The organism is Streptomyces sp. NPDC002845, assembly GCF_053591955.1.
In genome coordinates, this window is sequence record NZ_JBSFUU010000087.1 from 22,165 (window position 1) to 40,905 (window position 18,741).

21 protein-coding genes and 2 pseudogenes are annotated in these 18,741 nt (G+C 69.7%); 9 read left to right on the forward strand and 14 right to left on the reverse strand.

The window, feature by feature from the left end:
- Positions 1 to 214 precede the first annotated feature (214 nt).
- Entirely contained in the window at positions 215 to 673 is a 459-nt protein-coding gene (locus ACWD3C_RS39955; RefSeq protein ID WP_451152152.1) for an RrF2 family transcriptional regulator, read from the reverse strand.
- 289 nt (positions 674 to 962) lie between these two features.
- Here ACWD3C_RS39955 and ACWD3C_RS39960 point away from each other — a divergent pair, with 289 nt between their 5' ends.
- The 3 genes from ACWD3C_RS39960 (at position 963) to ACWD3C_RS39970 (ending at position 3,390) form a co-directional block, all read left to right on the forward strand.
- Positions 963 to 1,241 (forward strand): hypothetical protein, encoded by a 279-nt coding sequence (locus tag ACWD3C_RS39960; protein WP_451152154.1) that lies wholly within the window; start codon positions 963 to 965, stop codon positions 1,239 to 1,241.
- A gap of 101 nt (positions 1,242 to 1,342) precedes the next feature.
- Positions 1,343 to 2,041: a toxin-antitoxin system, toxin component family protein gene (locus ACWD3C_RS39965; protein ID WP_451152192.1), complete on the forward strand. Its 699-nt coding sequence runs from the start codon at positions 1,343 to 1,345 to the stop codon at positions 2,039 to 2,041.
- 92 nt (positions 2,042 to 2,133) lie between these two features.
- On the forward strand, positions 2,134 to 3,390 hold the full coding sequence (locus ACWD3C_RS39970) for an MAB_1171c family putative transporter (protein ID WP_451152156.1): 1,257 nt from the start codon (positions 2,134 to 2,136) through the stop codon (positions 3,388 to 3,390).
- A gap of 24 nt (positions 3,391 to 3,414) precedes the next feature.
- Here the strand turns inward: ACWD3C_RS39970 and arfA are convergent, their stop codons facing one another.
- The 3 genes from arfA to ACWD3C_RS39985 form a co-directional block, all read right to left on the reverse strand.
- Positions 3,415 to 4,932: an arabinosylfuranosidase ArfA gene (gene arfA / locus ACWD3C_RS39975; RefSeq protein ID WP_451152158.1), complete on the reverse strand. Its 1,518-nt coding sequence runs from the start codon at positions 4,930 to 4,932 to the stop codon at positions 3,415 to 3,417.
- A gap of 162 nt (positions 4,933 to 5,094) precedes the next feature.
- Positions 5,095 to 5,952, reverse strand: a complete 858-nt coding sequence (locus tag ACWD3C_RS39980) for an SMP-30/gluconolactonase/LRE family protein (protein ID WP_451152160.1) — start codon at positions 5,950 to 5,952, stop codon at positions 5,095 to 5,097.
- A complete protein-coding gene (locus tag ACWD3C_RS39985; RefSeq protein WP_451152162.1) occupies positions 5,949 to 6,722 on the reverse strand; it encodes an IclR family transcriptional regulator in 774 nt (257 codons plus the stop codon). The genes ACWD3C_RS39980 and ACWD3C_RS39985 overlap by 4 nt, the downstream gene beginning before the upstream one ends.
- A gap of 226 nt (positions 6,723 to 6,948) precedes the next feature.
- Here ACWD3C_RS39985 and ACWD3C_RS39990 point away from each other — a divergent pair, with 226 nt between their 5' ends.
- Entirely contained in the window at positions 6,949 to 7,083 is a 135-nt protein-coding gene (locus tag ACWD3C_RS39990) for a hypothetical protein (protein ID WP_451152164.1), read from the forward strand.
- 112 nt (positions 7,084 to 7,195) lie between these two features.
- Here ACWD3C_RS39990 and ACWD3C_RS39995 read toward each other — a convergent pair whose 3' ends face one another.
- Positions 7,196 to 8,191, reverse strand: a complete 996-nt coding sequence (locus ACWD3C_RS39995; protein WP_451152166.1) for a helix-turn-helix domain-containing protein — start codon at positions 8,189 to 8,191, stop codon at positions 7,196 to 7,198.
- A gap of 195 nt (positions 8,192 to 8,386) precedes the next feature.
- Here ACWD3C_RS39995 and ACWD3C_RS40000 point away from each other — a divergent pair, with 195 nt between their 5' ends.
- The gene (locus ACWD3C_RS40000; RefSeq protein WP_451152168.1) at positions 8,387 to 9,265 is read left to right on the forward strand and encodes a helix-turn-helix domain-containing protein; all 879 of its coding nucleotides are present in this window, start codon (positions 8,387 to 8,389) and stop codon (positions 9,263 to 9,265) included.
- A gap of 63 nt (positions 9,266 to 9,328) precedes the next feature.
- Here the strand turns inward: ACWD3C_RS40000 and ACWD3C_RS40005 are convergent, their stop codons facing one another.
- The 3 genes from ACWD3C_RS40005 to ACWD3C_RS40015 all read right to left on the reverse strand — a co-directional run bounded on the left by ACWD3C_RS40005 (position 9,329) and on the right by ACWD3C_RS40015 (position 11,866).
- Positions 9,329 to 9,766 (reverse strand): RlpA-like double-psi beta-barrel domain-containing protein, encoded by a 438-nt coding sequence (locus tag ACWD3C_RS40005; protein WP_451152170.1) that lies wholly within the window; start codon positions 9,764 to 9,766, stop codon positions 9,329 to 9,331.
- A 297-nt stretch (positions 9,767 to 10,063) separates the two neighbouring features.
- Entirely contained in the window at positions 10,064 to 10,528 is a 465-nt protein-coding gene (locus ACWD3C_RS40010) for an RICIN domain-containing protein (RefSeq protein WP_451152172.1), read from the reverse strand.
- Between the two features lie 474 nt (positions 10,529 to 11,002).
- The gene (locus tag ACWD3C_RS40015) at positions 11,003 to 11,866 is read right to left on the reverse strand and encodes a DUF6612 family protein (RefSeq protein ID WP_451152174.1); all 864 of its coding nucleotides are present in this window, start codon (positions 11,864 to 11,866) and stop codon (positions 11,003 to 11,005) included.
- 211 nt (positions 11,867 to 12,077) lie between these two features.
- On the opposite strand from ACWD3C_RS40015, the pseudogene ACWD3C_RS40020 reads away from it, so the two are divergent.
- Positions 12,078 to 12,254 (forward strand): annotated as a pseudogene (locus ACWD3C_RS40020) (L,D-transpeptidase family protein); the annotation flags it as partial.
- Positions 12,255 to 12,651: 397 nt separating this feature from the next.
- Here ACWD3C_RS40020 and ACWD3C_RS40025 read toward each other — a convergent pair.
- Together ACWD3C_RS40025 and ACWD3C_RS40030 are read right to left on the reverse strand one after the other, a co-directional pair.
- Positions 12,652 to 13,638: a L,D-transpeptidase family protein gene (locus tag ACWD3C_RS40025; RefSeq protein WP_451152176.1), complete on the reverse strand. Its 987-nt coding sequence runs from the start codon at positions 13,636 to 13,638 to the stop codon at positions 12,652 to 12,654.
- A 120-nt stretch (positions 13,639 to 13,758) separates the two neighbouring features.
- Positions 13,759 to 14,190, reverse strand: coding sequence for a hypothetical protein (locus tag ACWD3C_RS40030; protein WP_451152178.1), 432 nt, complete (start codon positions 14,188 to 14,190; stop codon positions 13,759 to 13,761).
- Between the two features lie 429 nt (positions 14,191 to 14,619).
- Between ACWD3C_RS40030 and ACWD3C_RS40035 the strand changes: the two genes are divergently transcribed.
- The 3 genes from ACWD3C_RS40035 to ACWD3C_RS40045 all read left to right on the forward strand — a co-directional run bounded on the left by ACWD3C_RS40035 (position 14,620) and on the right by ACWD3C_RS40045 (position 16,736).
- The gene (locus ACWD3C_RS40035) at positions 14,620 to 15,462 is read left to right on the forward strand and encodes a helix-turn-helix domain-containing protein (RefSeq protein WP_451152180.1); all 843 of its coding nucleotides are present in this window, start codon (positions 14,620 to 14,622) and stop codon (positions 15,460 to 15,462) included.
- Entirely contained in the window at positions 15,444 to 15,731 is a 288-nt protein-coding gene (locus tag ACWD3C_RS40040) for a DUF397 domain-containing protein (protein ID WP_451152182.1), read from the forward strand. The genes ACWD3C_RS40035 and ACWD3C_RS40040 overlap by 19 nt, the downstream gene beginning before the upstream one ends.
- Before the next feature lie 120 nt (positions 15,732 to 15,851).
- Positions 15,852 to 16,736, forward strand: coding sequence for a hypothetical protein (locus ACWD3C_RS40045; protein WP_451152184.1), 885 nt, complete (start codon positions 15,852 to 15,854; stop codon positions 16,734 to 16,736).
- Between the two features lie 23 nt (positions 16,737 to 16,759).
- Here ACWD3C_RS40045 and ACWD3C_RS40050 read toward each other — a convergent pair whose 3' ends face one another.
- From ACWD3C_RS40050 to ACWD3C_RS40065, 4 genes and pseudogenes are all read right to left on the reverse strand, one after another.
- A complete protein-coding gene (locus ACWD3C_RS40050; protein WP_451152194.1) occupies positions 16,760 to 17,047 on the reverse strand; it encodes a hypothetical protein in 288 nt (95 codons plus the stop codon).
- 178 nt (positions 17,048 to 17,225) lie between these two features.
- Positions 17,226 to 17,831, reverse strand: a pseudogene (locus ACWD3C_RS40055) (DUF4190 domain-containing protein); the annotation flags it as partial.
- A 165-nt stretch (positions 17,832 to 17,996) separates the two neighbouring features.
- A complete protein-coding gene (locus ACWD3C_RS40060) occupies positions 17,997 to 18,290 on the reverse strand; it encodes a hypothetical protein (RefSeq protein ID WP_451152186.1) in 294 nt (97 codons plus the stop codon).
- Entirely contained in the window at positions 18,281 to 18,547 is a 267-nt protein-coding gene (locus tag ACWD3C_RS40065; RefSeq protein WP_451152188.1) for a hypothetical protein, read from the reverse strand. Before ACWD3C_RS40065 ends, ACWD3C_RS40060 begins: the two co-directional genes overlap by 10 nt.
- Positions 18,548 to 18,741 lie beyond the last annotated feature (194 nt).

Consider the following 18,741-nt stretch of genomic DNA (forward strand, 5'->3'; position numbering starts at 1 on the left):
CCGGCCGCCCGCTCGCTTCCAACCCGTGCTGGAGCGAGCCGAGTCAAGGGTCGGCCGGAGGCCGATCGGCGCAGCCGACGCGGAACGCAGCGCAGCGGAGTGGAGCGGAGTGGAGCGCCCTTTACTCGGCTCGCGGAAGCACGACACTGGCCAAGAAGCGGGCGGATCCAACGGTCACGTCACGGTCAACCCCGCCGAAAACAGGGGCGGCGGCTCACGGGTTCTCCCAGGCCGTGGGCTCCGCCGCCAGCTCCCGTACGGGTACGGGCAGGGCGTCCGCGGCGATGTCGGCGAGGGTGACGCCCTCCAGGATCTTGCGGACGTTGGCGCGCAGGGCGATCCACAGGGGGAGGAGGGGTTCGGCGGAGCCGGTGTAGGTCAGGCCGGTGGGGCGTTCGCCGCGGACGGAGACGATGGGGCCGTCTACCGTACGGATGATGTCGGCGACGGTGATCGTGTCCGCGGGCCGGGCGAGCCGGTAGCCGCCGCTGCCGCCGCGTCGGCTGGTGACGAGCCCGCCGCGCCGGAGGTCACCCAGGATGCCCTCCAGAAACTTGTGCGGGATGTCCTGCGTCATGGCGATGACCTCGGCCTTCACCGATCCCTCCTCCTGTCGTACGGCGAGCTCCAGTGCCGCCCGTACCGCGTAATCCGCCCGCGCCGAGATCCTCATATGACCATTGTCGGCCGTCCCGCCGCGCGCAATGACCGCACCCGCACCAGAGACCACCCCGGGGAGCCCCCGTTGGCGTTGAACCGATGCACCTCCGACGCACCTCCGACGTACCTCCGGCGCGTTCGACGCCCGTCGACGGGTCGGCGTGTCGTGCTCTGGTCAGGCGAGGCCGGCCGAGCCCGACCGCCCCCTCCCGATGAGATCCAGCCAACGATCGTTCGGTGAACGGCGAACGAGCGTTGGACACTCGTGGTACGGGCAGCCCCGAAGACGTACTGTCGGGCCCGTGCTTGCTCTCCCCGAGACAGTCGCGCGCCGGGACGCGCGTATCACCGAAGCCGGGCTCGTCCGGTGTGAACTCCTCGACGTACAGGCCCCGTCGAGAAGAACGGCTCTCGGCCGGAACGTGCCCAACGTGGCGGATCTCACCGGGCTCACGGAGTTCTTCGGCATCGAGGAGGGAATCCTCTGCTTCACCGATCCCGCTCCCACCGCCCTGAACCGGGAACTCCACCCTGTCCTCCAGGGCGCCGAAGGGAGCGACGAGGAGGCGGCGGAACGGTGAGGATCACGCACCGGCGCAAGTCTGGCCCGACCGGCGTATCGAACAGCGTTCGACGGGCGGTGGCCACATTCGTCGCCGCCCTGTCCGCCTCCCGCCTGCCCATCCCTCACCTGTCCATCCCCCACCTGTCCATCTCCCGTTCCCGCGCCGCCCGCTCCCGAAGCGGCTCCGAGCTACGCGATCTGGCAGCGGCTCTCACCGCCGCCCTGCGAGCGCGGGTGGGCGACGGCGACGGCGACGAACCGGTCGACGCACGAGAGTTGTGCCGGATGCTGTGCGAGGAGATGAGCGCGCGGCGCGGTGGACGCCGTATCGACCTGCGCTTCGAGCGGTTTCCGGACGAGATCGAAGTGACAGGACTCTGGCTGGAGTTCCAGGACTTCGACCTGGTGATCGTCGAGGAGCGCGCCGAGGCGGTGCAGCAACTCGTCATACTGGGCCATGAGTTGTGGCATCTGCACGCCGGGCACTGCCACCGCCACATGACCGGCGCCGCCGCGGCCGCCCGTGCGCTGGCCGACCAGCCCGGCTGGCGGGAGCTCGCGCTGACCGTGGCCGCCCGTAACGGCTCCCACGAGGCCGAGGAGCGTCAGGCCGAGGACTTCGGGCACCGACTCGCCGCCAACTTCCGTACGTGGCTGGACGGTTCGGACACGCGGGCCTCCACGGACCCGGTCGGCCGGGCCATCCAGGTCTCCCTCGGCTACCGGCATCCCCAGCGCGGCCCCCACAGCGCCGCCCCTCAATGCGGCACTCAAAGCGGCCCTCAGAGCGGTCCCAGGAGCGGCCCCCGGAGATGAGCCGAGCAGCGCACCAGGGAGTGAGCCAGGGGGCGAGCCAGGGAGTGAGCCACGGGGTGAGCCAGGGAGTGAGCCACGGGGTGAGCCAGCGGATGAACTTGGCGACACTGAACCCCGCCGACGTCCTCGACGACCTCTACATCTCGTTCTGGATCCCGACGGCCGTCCTGACCGCGGCCCTGGTCATCAAGCTGCCCAGCATCGTCAAGCTCTGGCGGGAGCCCCTGCTGCGGGCGGTCGGCGGACTGCTGCTGCTCGCCTGGGCCGTGTTCGCCTCGGCGACCCCGACGGCGATCGCGTGGCTGAACCGGGTCACCGGCGCACCGAATGTCGCGGCGCCGCTGGTGTACTCGCTGATCACCGCGTTCTGCGCGTCCTGTCTGCTGCTGATCGCCGCCTGGCGCAACGGCCCATCGGACCGTTCGGAGTCGACCCGTCGTGCCGTGAGATGTGTGGTGTCCGTCTACAGCTGCGTGATCGTCGCCCTGTGGGTGCTGTTCGCGCTGGCGGACACTCCGGTCGAACGGCCCCGGGACCTGGACACGTACTACGCCACCACCCCCTTCATGCGCGAGGCGATCGTCCTCTACCTCCTCGCCCACACCGGGGCGTGTCTGATCACGTACTGGCTGATCCGGAACTGGGTCCGCGCCGGCGGGCTCGACCCGTTGCTGCGCTGGGGGCTGAAGTCCCTGGGGGCGGGCTACGCGTTGAACCTGGTGTACGACGCCGCGAAGGCCACGGCGGTCGTGGCGCGGTGGACGGGCCGCGACCTCGACTGGCTGAGCACGGACCTCGCGCCGCCGGTCGCCGCCGTCTCCGCGATCCTGATCGCGGTGGGCTTCGTCCTTCCGCACGCCGGTCAGTATCTGCGCGGCGGCTGGCGCGTCCGGCTCGTGCACTGGCGCCTGCGGCCGCTGTACGCGCTGCTCCGTACGGTCACCGACACCGCCGCCATCCCCTTCGCGCTGCGGGCCACGCCGGAGCTCCGCCTCACGCGCCGCGAGACCTTCATCCGCGACGTCCTGCTCCAGTTGTCCCGCCACTTCGACGAGGACCTGCGGCGACGCTCGTACGACGCCGCCCTCGCCCTCGGCCACCAGCCCGACCGGGCCCACGCGCTGGCCACAGCCGTGACCGTCCAGGCCGCCATCGCCTCCCGGCGGCGGTCCCCCGCCTCCGACCGCGCCCCTTCCTCCCACCCCGCCTCCCACCCCGCCGACCTCCTCCAGAACATCGAGCCCCTCTCCCTCACCCTGCGCCGCCCCGCCGACATCGAGGCGGTACGCGTACACGCGACCGCGGCATCGCAGAGCGTGGCATCGCAGAGCGTGGCCGCCCACGAGTGAGGCGAGAGCCGAGAGCCTTCCACTTCAGATCGTGAGGCGGATCATGTTCCAGGAGAGGGGTTCCAGGACGGCGCTGAGGGTGCCGTCCTGGAGGGTGGTGCCCTCGACCGCGTGCGGGGCGACCCGGTCGGCGTCGGTGAGGGTGTTGCGGGCGTCCGGGTCGGGGTCGGAGAGGGCGCTGTGGTCGACGACGGACGTCAAGTTCAGGCCGTTCAGGGCGACTTCGAGCGGCAGCGACTCCGCGCGGCTGCGGTTGACCGCGAACACCGTGACAGAGCCGTCGTCCGCACGGACGGCCGTGGCGTGCAGCAGGTCGGCCTCGCCGTACTTCCGCGTCGCGTACGTCGGTGAGTCGACCCGTACGTCGAGGACCTGCCCTCGCCCGTACCGGGACGCCTGTGCGAAGGGGAAGAACGTCGTCTGCCGCCAGGCCGGGCCGCCGGGCTCGGTCATGATCGGCGCGATGACGTTGACGAGCTGGGCGAGACACGCGACGGTCACGCGGTCGGCGTGGCGCAGCAGCGCGATCAGGAGCGAGCCGAAGACGACCGCGTCGAGCACGCTGTAGTTGTCCTCCAGCAGGCGTGGCGCCTCGGGCCATTCCATCGGGTCGGCGTTCCTGGCGTGCTCCTCCCACCGGGACAGGTACCAGACGTTCCACTCGTCGAAGGAGAGGTTGATCTTCTTCTTCGACTTGAGCCGCGCGCCCACGTGGTCGCAGGTGGCGACGACGTTCTCGATGAAGGACTCCATGTCGACGGCGGAGGCGAGGAAGGAGTCGACGTCGCCGTCGTGCGGCTCGTAGTAGGCGTGCAGGGAGATGTAGTCGACCAGGTCGTACGTCTCCGCCAGCACCGTCGCCTCCCATTCGGCGAAGGTGGGCATCGACTGGCTCGACGAGCCGCAGGCGACCAGTTCCACGGACGGGTCGATCTGGCGCATCGCGCGGGCGGTCTCGGCGGCGAGGCGCCCGTACTCCTCGGCCGTCTTGTGACCGGTCTGCCAGGGGCCGTCCAGCTCGTTGCCGAGGCACCAGAGCCTGATGCCGAAGGGGTCCTTGTCGCCGTGGGCGATGCGCTGCTCGGACAGCGCGGTCCCCGAGGGGTGGTTGGCGTACTCCTGGAGTTCCAGGGCCTCGGCGACTCCCCGCGTGCCGAGGTTGATCGCCATCATGGGCTCGGCCTGCGGGCCGATCTTGCGGAGGAAGGCGATGTACTCGCTGAGCCCGAAGCGGTTCGTCTCCGTCGAGCGCCAGGCGAGGTCGAGGCGGCGGGGGCGGTCCTCGGCCGGGCCGACCGAGTCCTCCCACTTGTAGCCGGAGACGAAGTTGCCGCCGGGATAGCGGACGGCGGTGACGCCCAGCTCCCTGACGAGGTCCAGCACATCGGTGCGCAGGCCCGCCTCGTCGGCCGAGGGGTGGCCGGGCTCGAAGACGCCGGTGTAGACGCAGCGGCCGAGGTGCTCGACGAAGGAGCCGAAGAGCCGGGGGTCGACCTGGCCGACGGTGAAGGCGGGGTCGAGGGTGAAGCGGGCGGTGCGCATGTTTTCCTTTCCGCAGTCAGTGTCCGGCCTATCCGCAGTCAGCGTCCGGCCTTTCCGCAGTCAGTGTTCGGCCTTTCGGCAGTCAGTGTCCGGCGATGCCCGTGTGGGCCACACCCGCCACGAGCTGGGCCCACACCCTCTGTCGGGCGCTTGTCCCGCGAGTTACCCCGCGAACGCGGGCTGGGGCAGCCCCTTCCCTGCACCCGGTACGACGAGGAGTGACCCGGAGAGCGGGGGCGGGGCGTCGAGGCCCGTGCGGGCGGTGGTGATGTAGAGGTCGGTCAGGTCGGGGCCGCCGAAGGCGCAGGCGGTGGGGCGGGGGACGGGGAGGGGGATCACCCGGTCCAGGGTGCCGTTCGGGGTGTAGCGGCGGACGGCGCCGCCGTCCCAGAGGGCGACCCAGACACAGCCGTCGGCGTCCACGGTGAGGCCGTCGGGGAAGCCGGCGCCGTCCTCGATCACGGCGAACTGCCGTCGGCCGGAGACCTGTTCGCCGTCGCGGTCGAAGACGTCGATACGGCGGGTCGGCGAGTCGATGTAATACATGAGCCGTCCGTCGGGGCTCCACCCGGTGCCGTTGCTGACGGCCACGTCGTCGAGGACCGTACGGACGGTGCCGTCGCCGGTGACGCGGGAGAGCGTGCCGCCGCCCGGGGCCTCGTCGTAGCGCATGGTGCCCGCCCAGAGGGAACCGTCGGGGGCGACGGCGGCGTCGTTGGCGCGGCGGCCGGGGACGGGGTCGTGGTGCAGCCACCGGAAACCGCCGTCGGGGTCACGCAGCCCCACACCGTCACGCAGGTTGAGGACGAGCCCGCCGCCCGCGCGGGGCTTGACGGCTCCGACGTGCTGCTCGGTGGTCATGACCGTGCGGCGGCCGGAGGCGGGGTCGTAGGTGTGGACGCGGGAGCCGAGGATGTCGATCCAGATCAGCCGCTGGGCGTCGGCGTCCCAGGTGGGGCCCTCGCCGAGGGTCGCGTGCTCGCGTACGGCGATCTCGTACGCGTGAGTCCGGCCCGTCATGCCACACTCCGGTGGCCGAGCCGCTCGGAGAGCTCCGCCGCGCCCTTGGCCGCGAGCTGCTCCAGCTCGGCACGGCGCTCCTCGCTCCAGCGGATCATCGGAACGGAGATGGAGAGCGCGGCGACGACCTGCCCCGTGCGGTCGCGTACGGGGGCGGCCACGCACGAGACGTCCGGGTTGGACTCACGGTTCTCCACGGCGATGCCGCGCTGCCGGATTCCGGCGAGGGTCTCGCGCAGGGCGGCCGGGTCGGTGATGCTGTTGGGCGTCATGGCGACCAGAGCCGCGTTGTCCGGGATACGGGCGGTGAGCTCGGCGTCGGGGAGGGAGGCGAGGAGCATCTTGCCGACGGACGTGCAGTGGGCCGGGAGGCGGCGGCCGGCGGCCGACACCATGCGCACGGCGTGCGTGGAGTCCACCTTGGCGATGTAGATGACGTCGGTGCCCTCCAGGAGCGCCACGTGCACCGTCTCGTCGCACGTCTCGGCCACGGACCGTGCGACCTGCTGGCCCTCGGCGGCCAGGTCCAGCTGCTCGGCGTACCGGCTGCCGAGCTGGTACGGCCGTACGCCGAGCCGGTAGCGTCCCGGCTGTCCCGGCACCTGGACGATGTACGACCGCGCCGCGAGCGTGGTGACCAGCTCGTGCACGGTCGTGCGCGGCAGCTGCAGCTTGCGCACGATGTCGGGGGCCGACAGCGTGCCGTCCCCGTCCAGGAAGAGCTCCAGTATGTCGAGAGCCCGGGTCACGGCAGGTACAAGGCGTCCCACGACCGGCCCCCTCCCTTGATATCTGTGGTGACTGTGTTCGAAATTTCAACAGTCGATCGGCATGACGAACACAGGCTAGTCACATGGGCTTGACCGGGCAATGGTCGGGTGACGGTGGGGTTGCGGAGTGGGGGCGGGCAGCACCTACCGTCCGGGGCATGGCAGCCGACATCGAGCAGTTACGGACACACGTACAGGACCTGCGCTCCGCCTCGGCGACCAGGTCGTGCAGGTCCTCAGCGGCAACGGAGGCCTGTCGGGCGAGGTGGCCCTGGTCTTCGACCCGTCGCACGCGCTGCTGTACGCCGACAAGGTCGAACTGCCGGAGGACCAGCGGGATCTGCTGGCAATCGCGAAGTAGAGCGACGTAGAGCAGGGACAGGGATACAGCCGCCGAGCGACCACTGACCTGTGCCCCTCCCTCAGTCCCCTCCCCCCGCCGCCTGGACCGGCCTCCTCCCCTACGTCGGCCGTCAGTGACCCGTGTCGTGGCGGTCAGTCGTGGCGCGCCACTCCCGGGGCGACATGCCGTACGCGGCGCGGAAGGCGCGGCTGAAGTGGGAGTAGCTGGTGAAGCCGAAGCGGTGGGCGACGGCCGTCAGCGCGGGGGCGTTGCGCGCGGGGCCGCTGAGTGTGCGGCGGCACGCTTCCAGTCGGCGGTGCTGAACCCAGCGGCCGACGGTCGTGCCCTCGTACTGGAAGAGCCGGTGTACATGGCGTACGGAGACGTGGTGCGCGGCGGCGATCGTCCGGGGCGTGAGGTCCGGTTCGGTGAGGTGGTCCTCGATGTAGCCCTTGATGCGCAGCCGCAGCACGGTGGCGGCGGTGTCGGTCCGAGGGCTGTCGCGTTCCAGGCGCTCGGCGGCGAGCGTGGCCAGCAGGTCGATGGCGTTGCGGGCGAGCAGGGGGCCCAGGTGCGGCCCGTAGGTGCCGACCTGGTCGGCGAGCCGGGAGAGGAACGGGACGACCAGGGCGGCAGCTTCGGTATCAGGCTCGACGGGTGCCTCGGTGATACGTCGCAGGTCGGCTTCGCCCAGCCCCAGCCGTCGCGGCGGTAATCGGAAGGTGTGGGTGCGGGAGCGGTCCAGGGAGGTGAGGGTGTAGGGCCGGGTGGTGTCGGTGAAGGCGAGACTCCCTGGCCGGAGCAGTGTCTGCCGGCCGTTCTGGTCGATCGTCACGGAGCCGCTGTCCTGCACCAGCACCGTGACGCTGTCGTCCGTGTCCGTGTCCGTGGGGTGGACGCTCGCGCGTGCGGACCTGTGGACCCAGTGGGGTCCGGCCTCGGTGGTGGTGACACGCAGAGGGCCGAGCCAGTGGGTCGTGACGCTGCCGTTGAGCGGCGTGCCGGCGGGACCCGGGAAGTCCATGAGTCCGTGGCCGATGGTGTCGGGGCCCATACCGCTGTGGCCCACCGACGCGACCGGCATCGACGTCACCGGCATCGACGCGGTGTACAGCATGACGCTCATGAGGGTTCTCCTCCCCTGCTGTGCATGTCTTGGGTGGGTCTCTGCCACAGCTAGACGGGCACACGGGCGAACGGGTTCACAGCCGAATGAGGCGTCCTTGTGGGGCATGTCCTCTGGCGCGGACGGGCAACTCGGCATCCGGAATGCCCCATACCGTCGTGTCGCCCCTTGAACGATCCCCGGGAGGTGCGCGCGATGACGACTGCCCGCTACGAATCCCCGGCGCTCCCGCCGGCGTTGGAGAGCCCGGCCCCGTGGCGGGCGCTGAGCGTCGAACGCCGGATGGTGACGCCGGAGGTGGTCGAACGGAATCAGCCGCCCTCGGACCGGTTCCGGATTGTCGCGCATCTGCGGGGTGCGGCGCGGTTCGACGCGCACATCGGTGACGGTCCGTGGCGTTCGGCTCTGTGCGCCCCCGGCGATGCCTGCCAGATCCCTCCCGGGCTGCGGGCGGTGGTGCGTGGTCGACTCCTCGGACCGGGCCCCATGGAAGCGGTGCACATCCTCCTGCCGATGGAGGTCTTCGGGCGTCATATGGCCGAGGAGCCCGACGGCCGGGGCGCCGGCCTCGGGTCGCTGGAGAGGGTGGCCGGACCGGACCCGCTGATCACCTCCATGGCCGCCACGTTGATCCGGGCCCAGGACGCCGGAGCCGGGCAGCTCTACGCCGAGTCCGCCGCGGAGTACCTGGTGGCGCACCTCCTCGCGCCCCTGCACAGCAGACCCGCCCGGTCCGGCGCACTCGGCCCCCGGCAGATGGACACGGTCACCGCGTACATGCGTGCCCACCTCGCCGACCGCATCGGCCTGGCCGACCTGGCGCGGGAGGTCGCGCTGAGCCGGTTCCACTTCCTGCGCCTGTTCTCCGCGACGACCGGGCAGACGCCCCATCAGTTCCTCACCGGACTGCGGATCGAGACCGCGCGCCGGTTACTGGAAGCGGGTGATGAGCCGGTGGGCAGGATCGGCCTGTTGTGCGGGTTCAGTACGGCCAGTCACTTCACCGCGGTGTTCCGCAAGCAGGTCGGCCACACGCCCACGGAGTACCGGCGGCTGCGGCGCGGACAGCGGTGAACGACGGGACAGGCCCGGCCGGGGGCACCCGGCCGGGCCTGTCGAGGGAACCGATCAGAAGGGTCACTCAGCTTCGATCCACGTGGTGCGGAACCGGCCGACGTCCAGACCGCGCAGCTTCTGGAACGCGGCGGGGCTGAGGTCCACGTCGTTCGGCGCACAGCCCGCGCACTTGTCCACGACCGTCACGACGATGACCGGCTTCGACCAGCTCGCGCCGGCGTCGCTGAAGACCACCATCTTCCTGCCGCACACGGGGGAGTTGTTCGGGTTGGGGTAGCTGCCGTACACCTGCGGGGAGACCGCCGCCACCATCTCGTTGTCGCCGTTGCGCCAACCGCACGCCCCGATCCCGGCGCTCGGGTTGTACCAGGTGGCGTCGCCCCAGTGCTGGGTGCCCGGGGCCCACGCGGCGGCGGGTGTGGCGCCCAGCACGGCAGCGGTGAAGGCGACGACGGAGAGGACGCCGGCTGTCAGAGAGCGACGGGTACCGCGCTTCATGCCTTTCGTTCCTCGTGTTCCACGTATTCCGCGTATTCCACTGAGAGTTTTCGCAAGACGATGCACTTCGACTCCTGGAAGAGAAGGTGAGTTTGCGAACAGCCCGATTGCGGGCCTTCCGTGGTACGGCAGTGACAATACGAAGTTTCAGTACGGAGTTCCGTCGAAATAGTGCAGACATCTGTCGGGATATTGCGGAGACGCAGCCCGCCGAAGTGGCAAAGAAAAAGGTTCCGGACCGCTTGAAGCGGTCCGGAACCCACGACCCTCAGGGTCTACCGGCTCCCTGCGGGACGACTACTCGCCGCCGTGGAACCTGAAGGGTGAGTTCGGGAGCTGTTGGGGAAGGGTCATGTACCCGGACCCGTTGAGGACGAGGTACCTACGGGTCTGCCGGTTCTGGACGAAGACCCACCCGTCGACGGCCCTCTGATAGTCCCAGTTCTGGTAGTTGCCGCCGTTGCATTCCAGCCAGTAGACGTGGCCGGCGGCGTTGCTGTCGAGGCACTGGTTCGAGTAGGCTCGCTTGATCCGGGAGCCCGTCCGGTCCCACAGTTGCGACCTGTCACCGAAGCGGCAGTTCTCCCTCGCCACGGCGCCTCCGGACTTGCCGGTCATGCACAGGTTATTGCGACTCCTGTCCATGATCCAGGTGTTCTCGGAGGCGGCGCTCGCGGTCGGCGCGAACAGTCCCACGGTGGCGGCCGATGCCATTCCCGTCACGACGGCAGCCCGGAACGCCTGCTTGAATCCCCGATTCATTGCATGTCCTCTTTCGTTTCGGTCGACTGGGGCTTTCCGAGACTACGCAATTCGGGCTCGGGCATTCTTCCGTAAGAGTGCGGTCGGTTATCGGGATGTTGCTTCCGCCTTCTGCGGTGGGGGAAGTCCGGTTCCCCGGCAGGCCGTCGCCCGGCTGAAGTACGGTGGCAGAGGGGCAGGGAGCGTGTCCGGGGGGGCTGTCGTGCCTTCATGACGCTGGGCCTGATTCGTATCGTGTCCCGTGATTACGTCCTCCAGGGACACTGCAACAGCCCGATCGCCAGGTACGCCCGCACCAACCACGGCGGCGAGTTGGTCACGGACTTCAGCGGGCACGCTGACACGGCAGCTGTAAGACCGACCGGCGAATGGTGGGGCTGGACACGAGACAGGCACGGGCCTGAGTGATCATGGAGTTCTCTACGCTCAGTGATCACCGGAGAGTCCGTGCCTGCCGTGCCATAGCCGGGCGGCTCAGCCGACGCCTGAAGGAAGCTTGATGACTTCCGTGAACACTCCTTGAGTCCGCTCCGTCACCTCCTGGCTGTAGCGCATGCTCTCGCCGCCGTACGGGATGAGGAAGGTGCAGCGGAAGCGGTGGGACACGATGCGGTACGTGGTGGGGTCGAGGACCAGTTCCTCCTCGGCCCGCTCCACGGTGAGAGCGTTCTCCGGCGCCGTGATTCCCGCCGCGCGCAACTGGTCGAGGGTCGGGGTCAGTTCACGCAGGGCCTTCTCGATGACGCCCCCGGCCTGTACCGCGGGGAGTTTCGCCGAGGACACGCTCACCTTCAGGGCGACCTCGCCGGTCGACTTCCGTACCGAGATCCCGTCGGCCGGCTTCTCCTGGGCGTAGTTCTGGAACGTGTCGAGTGCGGTGACCGGGTCCTCCACGACGTTGGCGATGTCCGGGTCCGTCAGAGGGCCGCTCTTCCACTGCGCCTCCGTTCCGCCCTTCCTGACGTAGCCGGTTCCGTCGACGACGTAGACCTCTTCCGGCGTGGCGACGCCCTTGGCGTGGGTGGTCCCAGTGGAGTGCAGGGCCATGGGGTCCTGCGTTCGGTCCACCGTGGCCGTGTACGTGGCGGTGCTCTCCTGGCCCTGCGACGTCAGGCCCTCGCTCCCCTTCACGGCGAACGTCCAGCCCTTCTGCCCGGACATCGCCTCCCTCGCCCGGGCCAGGAACTCCTCGGGCGTCCGCGGCTCTGCGGCCTTGGAGGGCGATGCCGCCGGCTTTCCGGTAGCCGTCGGCTCGCTTCCGGCGCCGTCGTTCTCGGCGCATCCGGCCAGTGAGAGGGGGAGGGCCGCCAGCACGGCAACGGCCGTACGAGGTCTCACGCGCGTACTCCTTCAAGATCGGGAGGCGCCTGGTTGTACCGGAGGTGAGACCTTCGACGCCAACGTGCGGACAAGTGGGAGCAAAGGGTGCCCCTCCCTCTCATGAATGAGGGCCCGTTCGCCGGGTGGACGAGTTCGTGGCGGCAGTTGTGCCTCTGATGTACGTCTGTCGGCTCGGTCCCCGCGGGGCTGGTTCGCGTACCCCGAAGCCGACTTCAACTGCTGGCCCGCCGAACCCGGGCGCGGCGCGGGCATCTTCCTCCACGTCAACGGGAACGGGGCCACGGCGGGCTGCGTCTCCGTGCCCCGGGCGACCATGGACCGGATCATGGGCTGGATCATGGGCTGGATCGAGCCGTCCGCCCACCCGAGGATCGCCATCGGCTGAGCCGGGCAGAGGTCACGTCACGGTCGAAGATCTGGGACGGCTTGGGGGTGCTGCGGCGCTGGACAGAGGCGGATGGCGCCCGAGTCCCGCCGAGCATGACTGCGCCTCCCGCATAGTGGACGCGGCCGCGTCCCGTCCACTACGGGAAGCAATCGTCCAAGCCCTGAACGCGTCCAGCCTGGCACCGGCCGATGAGCTGCGGCTCGCGCGCGCGGCGGTCATGTGCGCTGCCTACTTCCGGCGCGCGCCGGAGCCCGTCCCAGAGTCCGGTCAAGAGGTCCGCGACCTGTTTCTCGCCCTCTTGCGGAAGATCATCGGTCACCCCCGAAGAAGGCGTGCCCGCGCCTCTTCGGGGGTGACCGAATACCGTCGGCCGCATCAGGCCACCCCGCCCGGCTCAGTCGATGGCGATCCTCGGGTGGGCGGACGGCTGGATCCAGCCCATGATCCGGTCCATGGTCGCCCGGGGCACGGAGACGCAGCCCGCCGTGGCCCCGTTCCCGTTGACGTGGAGGAAGATGCCCGCGCCGCGCCCGGGTTCGGCGGGCCAGCGGTTGAAGTCGATGACGAGCGCCTTGGCGTACTGGGTGGGGTAGTTGATGAGGTGCTCGCTGCCGCGGTCACCGGACTCGGTGAGCGGGAAGTCCGCGCCCGTCTCGCCGTGCATCTGGTTGTAGAACTTCGATTCGGGGTCCTGCACCCACCAGTCGTCATCGGTGACCACGTGGTACGGCATCGACGTGCCGCCGGACTCGTGGCCGAACCCCTCGGTGATGGTGTAGGTGCCACCGGGCGTGGTGTACGTGCTCTGCCGCCGCGTCGCCCCGTCCACCACCCCGTTGGAGCCGACCCGCCCCGCGCCCGTGCTGAACTGCGCCTTCCAGCCCGAGGAGCCCTTGGCCCAGGCGGTCACGGTGGCGTACGAGCCGCTCGACTCCACGGTGATCAGCTGGGTGGCGTCGCCGACCTGTACCGGTACGGGGAAGTCGGGGGCGGCGGGCGCCGGGGCGGCGTTCTCGCCTCCGGAACCAGAACCGGAACCGGAGCCAGCCCCGGCGCCGGTCCCGGAACCAGAGCCGGTCTCCGAGCCGCCCGACGACCGGCCCGACCCGCCCGTGCTCTGCGCAGCGACCGGAGCCGAAGTCGAGGCGGAAGCGGAAGCCGACTTGGAGGCGGAGGCGGAAGGGCTCGCGGACTTGGAAGCGGAGGGGCTCGGGGAGGCGGAGTCACCGGCGTCGGAGGGCTCCGCGTCGGCCGTCCGCGACACGTCGACCGAGTCCGAGGCCGAGCCCTGACCGTCGTCCTGCCCACCGCAGGCGGACGTCACCGCCAGAACGCCGACGACGGCGGTGGCGGCCAGAACCTGGCGGGAGAAAACGTGCACGCTGTGCTCCTGACTGGCTTGCCTGCTTGCTGGCTTACTGCGAAACGACTGGCTGGCTGACTTGACTGGCTGACCGGCAGTAGCGGATGTTCTGCCCGCCGTACGGGATGCTGACGGCTCTCATACCGCTACCCGCCGAGCCCGCCCGTGCAGCGTCAGGCAGAAGGTCTGCAGCGACTCGCCGGGCCCGCCGATGCCGAACCCGTTGTCGACCTTGCCCAGCGGACTCCAGACCCGCCCGTCCGGCATGCGCACCCCGACCGGCCGGCCGAAATACTCACGCTGCTCGGCATCGAGGTCCGCCCACACCGCCCCCGCGCGGCGCACGAGCACCTCACCGACGTACGCACCCAGTCCGAACAGCGTCTCCCGCACCCGCTCCCGCTCGACCCCGCCCTTGCGCAGCCCCTCGATCAGGAAGTCGACCACGCGCAAACTGGCCACGGAGTAGTCCAGCGGCAGCCGGTTGCGGGCGGTGACACGGCTGACGAAGGCCGCCGCGCACGACCGCATCTCCCCCGCTCGCGGCTCACGTTCGTCCGCGCTGCTCATGGGACCCGACCCCTTCGCTCGCCCAACGGGAAGGCTCCTTCCGCCCCTCCCACTGACCCAGCGGATGTCTTCTCAGGAACATCACAGGTCCCGAACGTGACGATTCACTCACCGGAAACTCGCTGCGGATGTACAACCTTTTCGCCTCGCGCGCGCCGACGCACCAGACCGCGGTACGTGTCCGACCCTGTCGACCGCCGTCTGGCGCTCCGTCGTCATGGGCTCCGCTCCTTCCGCTCCTTCCGCCGTTGCCCTTGTTTCCCCTGTTTCCTGTGCGGGGTGAACTGCCTGGATTACTCTGCGTGTTCCGGGCACTACAAAGACGGCCGGGGAGCGGGGCCGGAACGCCGGGGAGGAGCTTCCTTCGCTGCCCCACGGCTTACTTCCATACCTGCCACGGCCTTCTTCCACGGACGACGGAGGAGCTCGATGCCGCCTCGAAGGGTGATCACGGGACGCAGCCAGGAACCCCGCCGACGGTACGCGGAGGAGGTTCGGTTACTGCGGACGACCAGGGGCGAGAGCCTGCGGGACCTGGCCAAGGCGGTGGGCTGGGACCCGTCGCTGCTCGGGAGGCTGGAGAGCGGGGCGACGCTGGGCAGCCCCGAGGTCGCCGAGGCGCTGGACCAGCATTACGGGACGCCGGGGTTGCTGCTGGCGTTGTGGGAGCTGGCGGTGGCAGATCCTACGCAGTTCAAGGAGCAGTACCGGCGGTACATGCTGCTGGAGAGCGAGGCGGTGAACCTGTGGCACTTCGGGGTGAGCATCCTGCCGGGCCTGCTCCAGACGGATGCGTACGCGTACGAAGTACTCGCACTCGGCGGCGCCAAGGGCAAGGAGCTGGACCAGCAGGTAGAGGCGCGCACAGGGCGGCGAAAGCTGCTGGAGGGGGAGGACGCGCCGCCGTTCCGCGCCCTCCTGGCCGAGGCCGTGCTGCGCACCCCTCTGCGTGACGCGGGGGCATGGCGGGAACAGCTGGAGCACCTGCTGGAGGTGTCGGAGCGCCCGAACATCACACTTCAGGTACTGCCGCAGAGTTCCGGCCTGTATGGGTTGGTGAGCACTGCGGTGATGTTCCTGCGGCTGCTGGACGGCACTACGGTGGCGTACACGGAGAACGCGCACCGCGGCGAACTGATCGAAGAAAGTGCCTCGGTTGAGCGGCTGCAACATACGTACGATGCGATGCGCGACCAGGCGCTGAACCCGGCCGAGTCGCGGAAACTCATCCTGCGGATGTTGGAGGAAGTGCCGTGCGAACCATCGACCTGACCGACGTGACGTGGTGCAAGAGCAGCTACAGCAATCCGGACGGCGGCAACTGCGTCGAGATCTCCGACGACTTCCTGACCGGCGCCGCCTGGCGGAAGAGTTCGTACAGCAATCCGGACGGCGGCGAGTGCGTCGAGGTCGCCGACAACCTCCCCGCCGTCGTCCCCGTCCGTGACAGCAAGGCCCCCGACGGCCCCGCGCTCGTCTTCGAGGCCGGGGCGTGGTCGTCGTTCGTCACCACGGTGAAGGGCGGGGGACTCCCCGCCTGAGCCCCAGCCGCCGCGGACAGGCGGTGACCGACGGCCTTTGTCCCGCTTGTCCGTGCGTTGGCATCGAAGGTCTCGTCTCCGGTACAACCGGGCGCCTCCCGATCTTGAAGGAGTACGCCCGTGAGACCCCGTTCCGCCATGGCCAGGCTGGCGGTTCCCGCCTTTGCCCTCCTCTCCCTCTCACTGGCGGGTTGTTCGGAGGACAACGGCACCGTGAGCGAGTCGGCGGCACCCGCCGAACCACGAAAGTCCACCGGGCCACAGACGCCCACCGAACCACAGACGCCCGAGGAGTTCCTGGCCCGGGCGAGGGAGGCGATGTCCGGGCAGAAGGGCTGGACGTTCGCCGTGAAGGGGAGCGAAGGCCTGACATCACAGGGCAGCCGGAGCACCGCCACCTACACGGCCACGGTGCGGCGGACACAGGAGCCCATGGCTCTCCACTCCACGGGGACCATCAACGCCAAGGGCGTCGCCACGCCGGAAGAGGTCTACGTCGTCGACGGAACGGGCCACGTCAGGAAGGGCGGAGCCGGGGCGCGGTGGGAGAGCGGCCCTGTGTCGGACCCGGAGATCGCGAACGTGCTGGAGGACCCGGTCGCCGCGCTCGCCGCGTTCGAGGGCTATGCCCGGGAGGAGCCGGGCGACGGGGTCTCGGTCGTCAAGTCGGCCGGCCAGGTCGAACTGCGGGTGACGACGGCCTCGGCCGCCCTGCCCGCCGTACAGGACCGGGGTGTCGTCGAGAAGGCGGTGGACGAACTCACCCCGACGCTTGAGCAGTTGCGCGCGGCCGGCGTCACGGCGCCCGAGAGCGAGATCACCGTCGAGCGCGTCGAGGAGGTACTCACCCTCGACTCCACCACGTACCGCATCAAGTCCCACCGCTTCCGCTGCACGTTCCTCATCCCCTACGGCGGGCAGAGCATGCGCTACAGCCAGGACGTGACAGAGCGCACCCAAGGTGTGTTCACGGGCACCATCGCGCTCCCATCGGGCGCCAGGTGAATCCACAACCTGCGGCTGCCGTGTCAGACGTCTGCCGGAGCGTCCGCGCCCTGGGGCGTCCCACCCGCTGCGGAGGGGGGCAGGGGAAGGCCCAGCAGACCGCGGATCTCACGGGCGTGCTTGTCCCCGTTGTGCTGGTCCACGGAGCGCAGGTGCTCGAAGAAGGTGTCCGCGTCGGACGCCTCGGCCGCCTGCCGCCAGAACGGCAGTCCCGCTTCGAGCTCCGCCACGAGCTGCCCGGTCGGCCGCTCCGCCCCGGCCGGCTCGGTGTCCTTGAGCAGCCGGACGGTCTCGGCCTGCGCCTGGGCCATCCGGCCGGCCCAGGCCGTGGCGGAGGCGAGGTCCTGCTGGGGGGCTTTTCACCGGGCGGAGTACACCTGCCGTGTTCAGCGGCTTCAGTGCTGAGAGAAAGGCCAGTTGCGTGGCGTCCAGATTGGATGCGTCCTGCCGTACGGAAGTGTCGAGTTCGGCCTCGCCCGGACGAGCCACCCAGCACAGCACACTACGCCGCCCGGCATCCCAGTCCTGCTGGCCGGGGTGAAAGTAGTAGGTCTGCAGAGGCCCAAAGGCCACCGGATCCATCGAGTAGTCGAGGAAGAGCTTCGCGCACCGCGACCACGCGATCGCCGTGACCTCCTCGCGGCCCGGGAATCCTCCCTGCCCGGAGAGGGTGAAAACGGCATACGCCTCTCCGCGATGCGACTCCTCGCACGGGACCACTTCCACGCTCGCATCACCCAGCAGCGGCGGCGCGTCCCCGTCCGGCAGCCACGCACCCGGGGTGAAACAGTCACCAACCTCGATCGAGGAGACCGTGGTCCAGCCCCGCCCCGCGACCTCGCCACTCTCACTCCGGGCAGGCGGCGTCCAGACCCTGAAGTCGACCACCGCGACAGCAATACCCACAAGAAGAAGAACCGCACCGGAAACAGAGACCCCGGCAATCGCAAGACCCTGCCCCCGCTGCCCCTTCCTGGAAATCTGCACCAGCGCGACAATCCCGAATATCAGCCCCAGCGGAGCGAGGCACAGCAACGACGTCACCAGTGCGGTAACCGCGAACGGGTTCAGCGCCGACGGAACCGGCGGCGGCATCGGACTCCACGGCTGCCCGGCCCAGGAGGGGGTGGCATGGGCGGCTGATACGGATACGACGGAGGCGGCGGAGGAACTGACATGCGATCTCAGCCTTCCTGGTCCATGCCTTCGCGGGGCAATGCATCCCGATTGATTGAGGAGGGTCCGTACCACGAAGATCGGCTATGGCTGAGACCTGACAACGGCAATACAACAGAGCGCCGCCAGCAGCAGCGCGGCCGCCGCGGGCCGCACGGCCGCCTCCGCTGCGGAGCCGGGCAGCAGGCGATCCGTAGGGGCAATCGTTCCTTGAGGATCGAACACCATGGTGAGCCGGTCGCCCGGCTCGGTGGAGAGACCGCAGCTCCGCCAGACTTCGGTCATGACCGGCGTGCCGTCCGGCAATTCGACCGAGCACGAGTTCTTGACATAGTCCCGGCCCTTGTAGCGATGAACGTCGACCTCCGTCACCACCACGGTCCGGCTCTCGCCGCGTTCGGCGAGTACGGCATCGGCCACGACACCCGGCACCCACCAGGCCAGCGTCCCGCCAGCAACGCCACCGCGACCAGCAGCACACGGCCGGCATTGGTGAAGAAGAGATACGCCGCGACCCCGAGCGCCGACACGGCTCCGATGCCGGTGCCCACGGCGGAATGTCCCGTGAGCACCCCGGCGACGGCGGCACCCACGATGAGGCCTGCTGCCAACAGCCCGAGCAGGGTCCCTTCCATCACGAGACGCCTCGGTGGCCGTCCGGCAAAGTTGGCCGGACCCCACATCAGGTCACGGTACGGATGGCGCGAGACGCCATCGTGCCCTTGGTGCCCAGGGGGTCGCTCATGTTTTCCGCCCATCAGGAATTTGTGCTCATAGGAGGGTAAGTCGGAGCCGTGGCGGGAGCGGACGGGGCCCGTCCGCTCCCGCC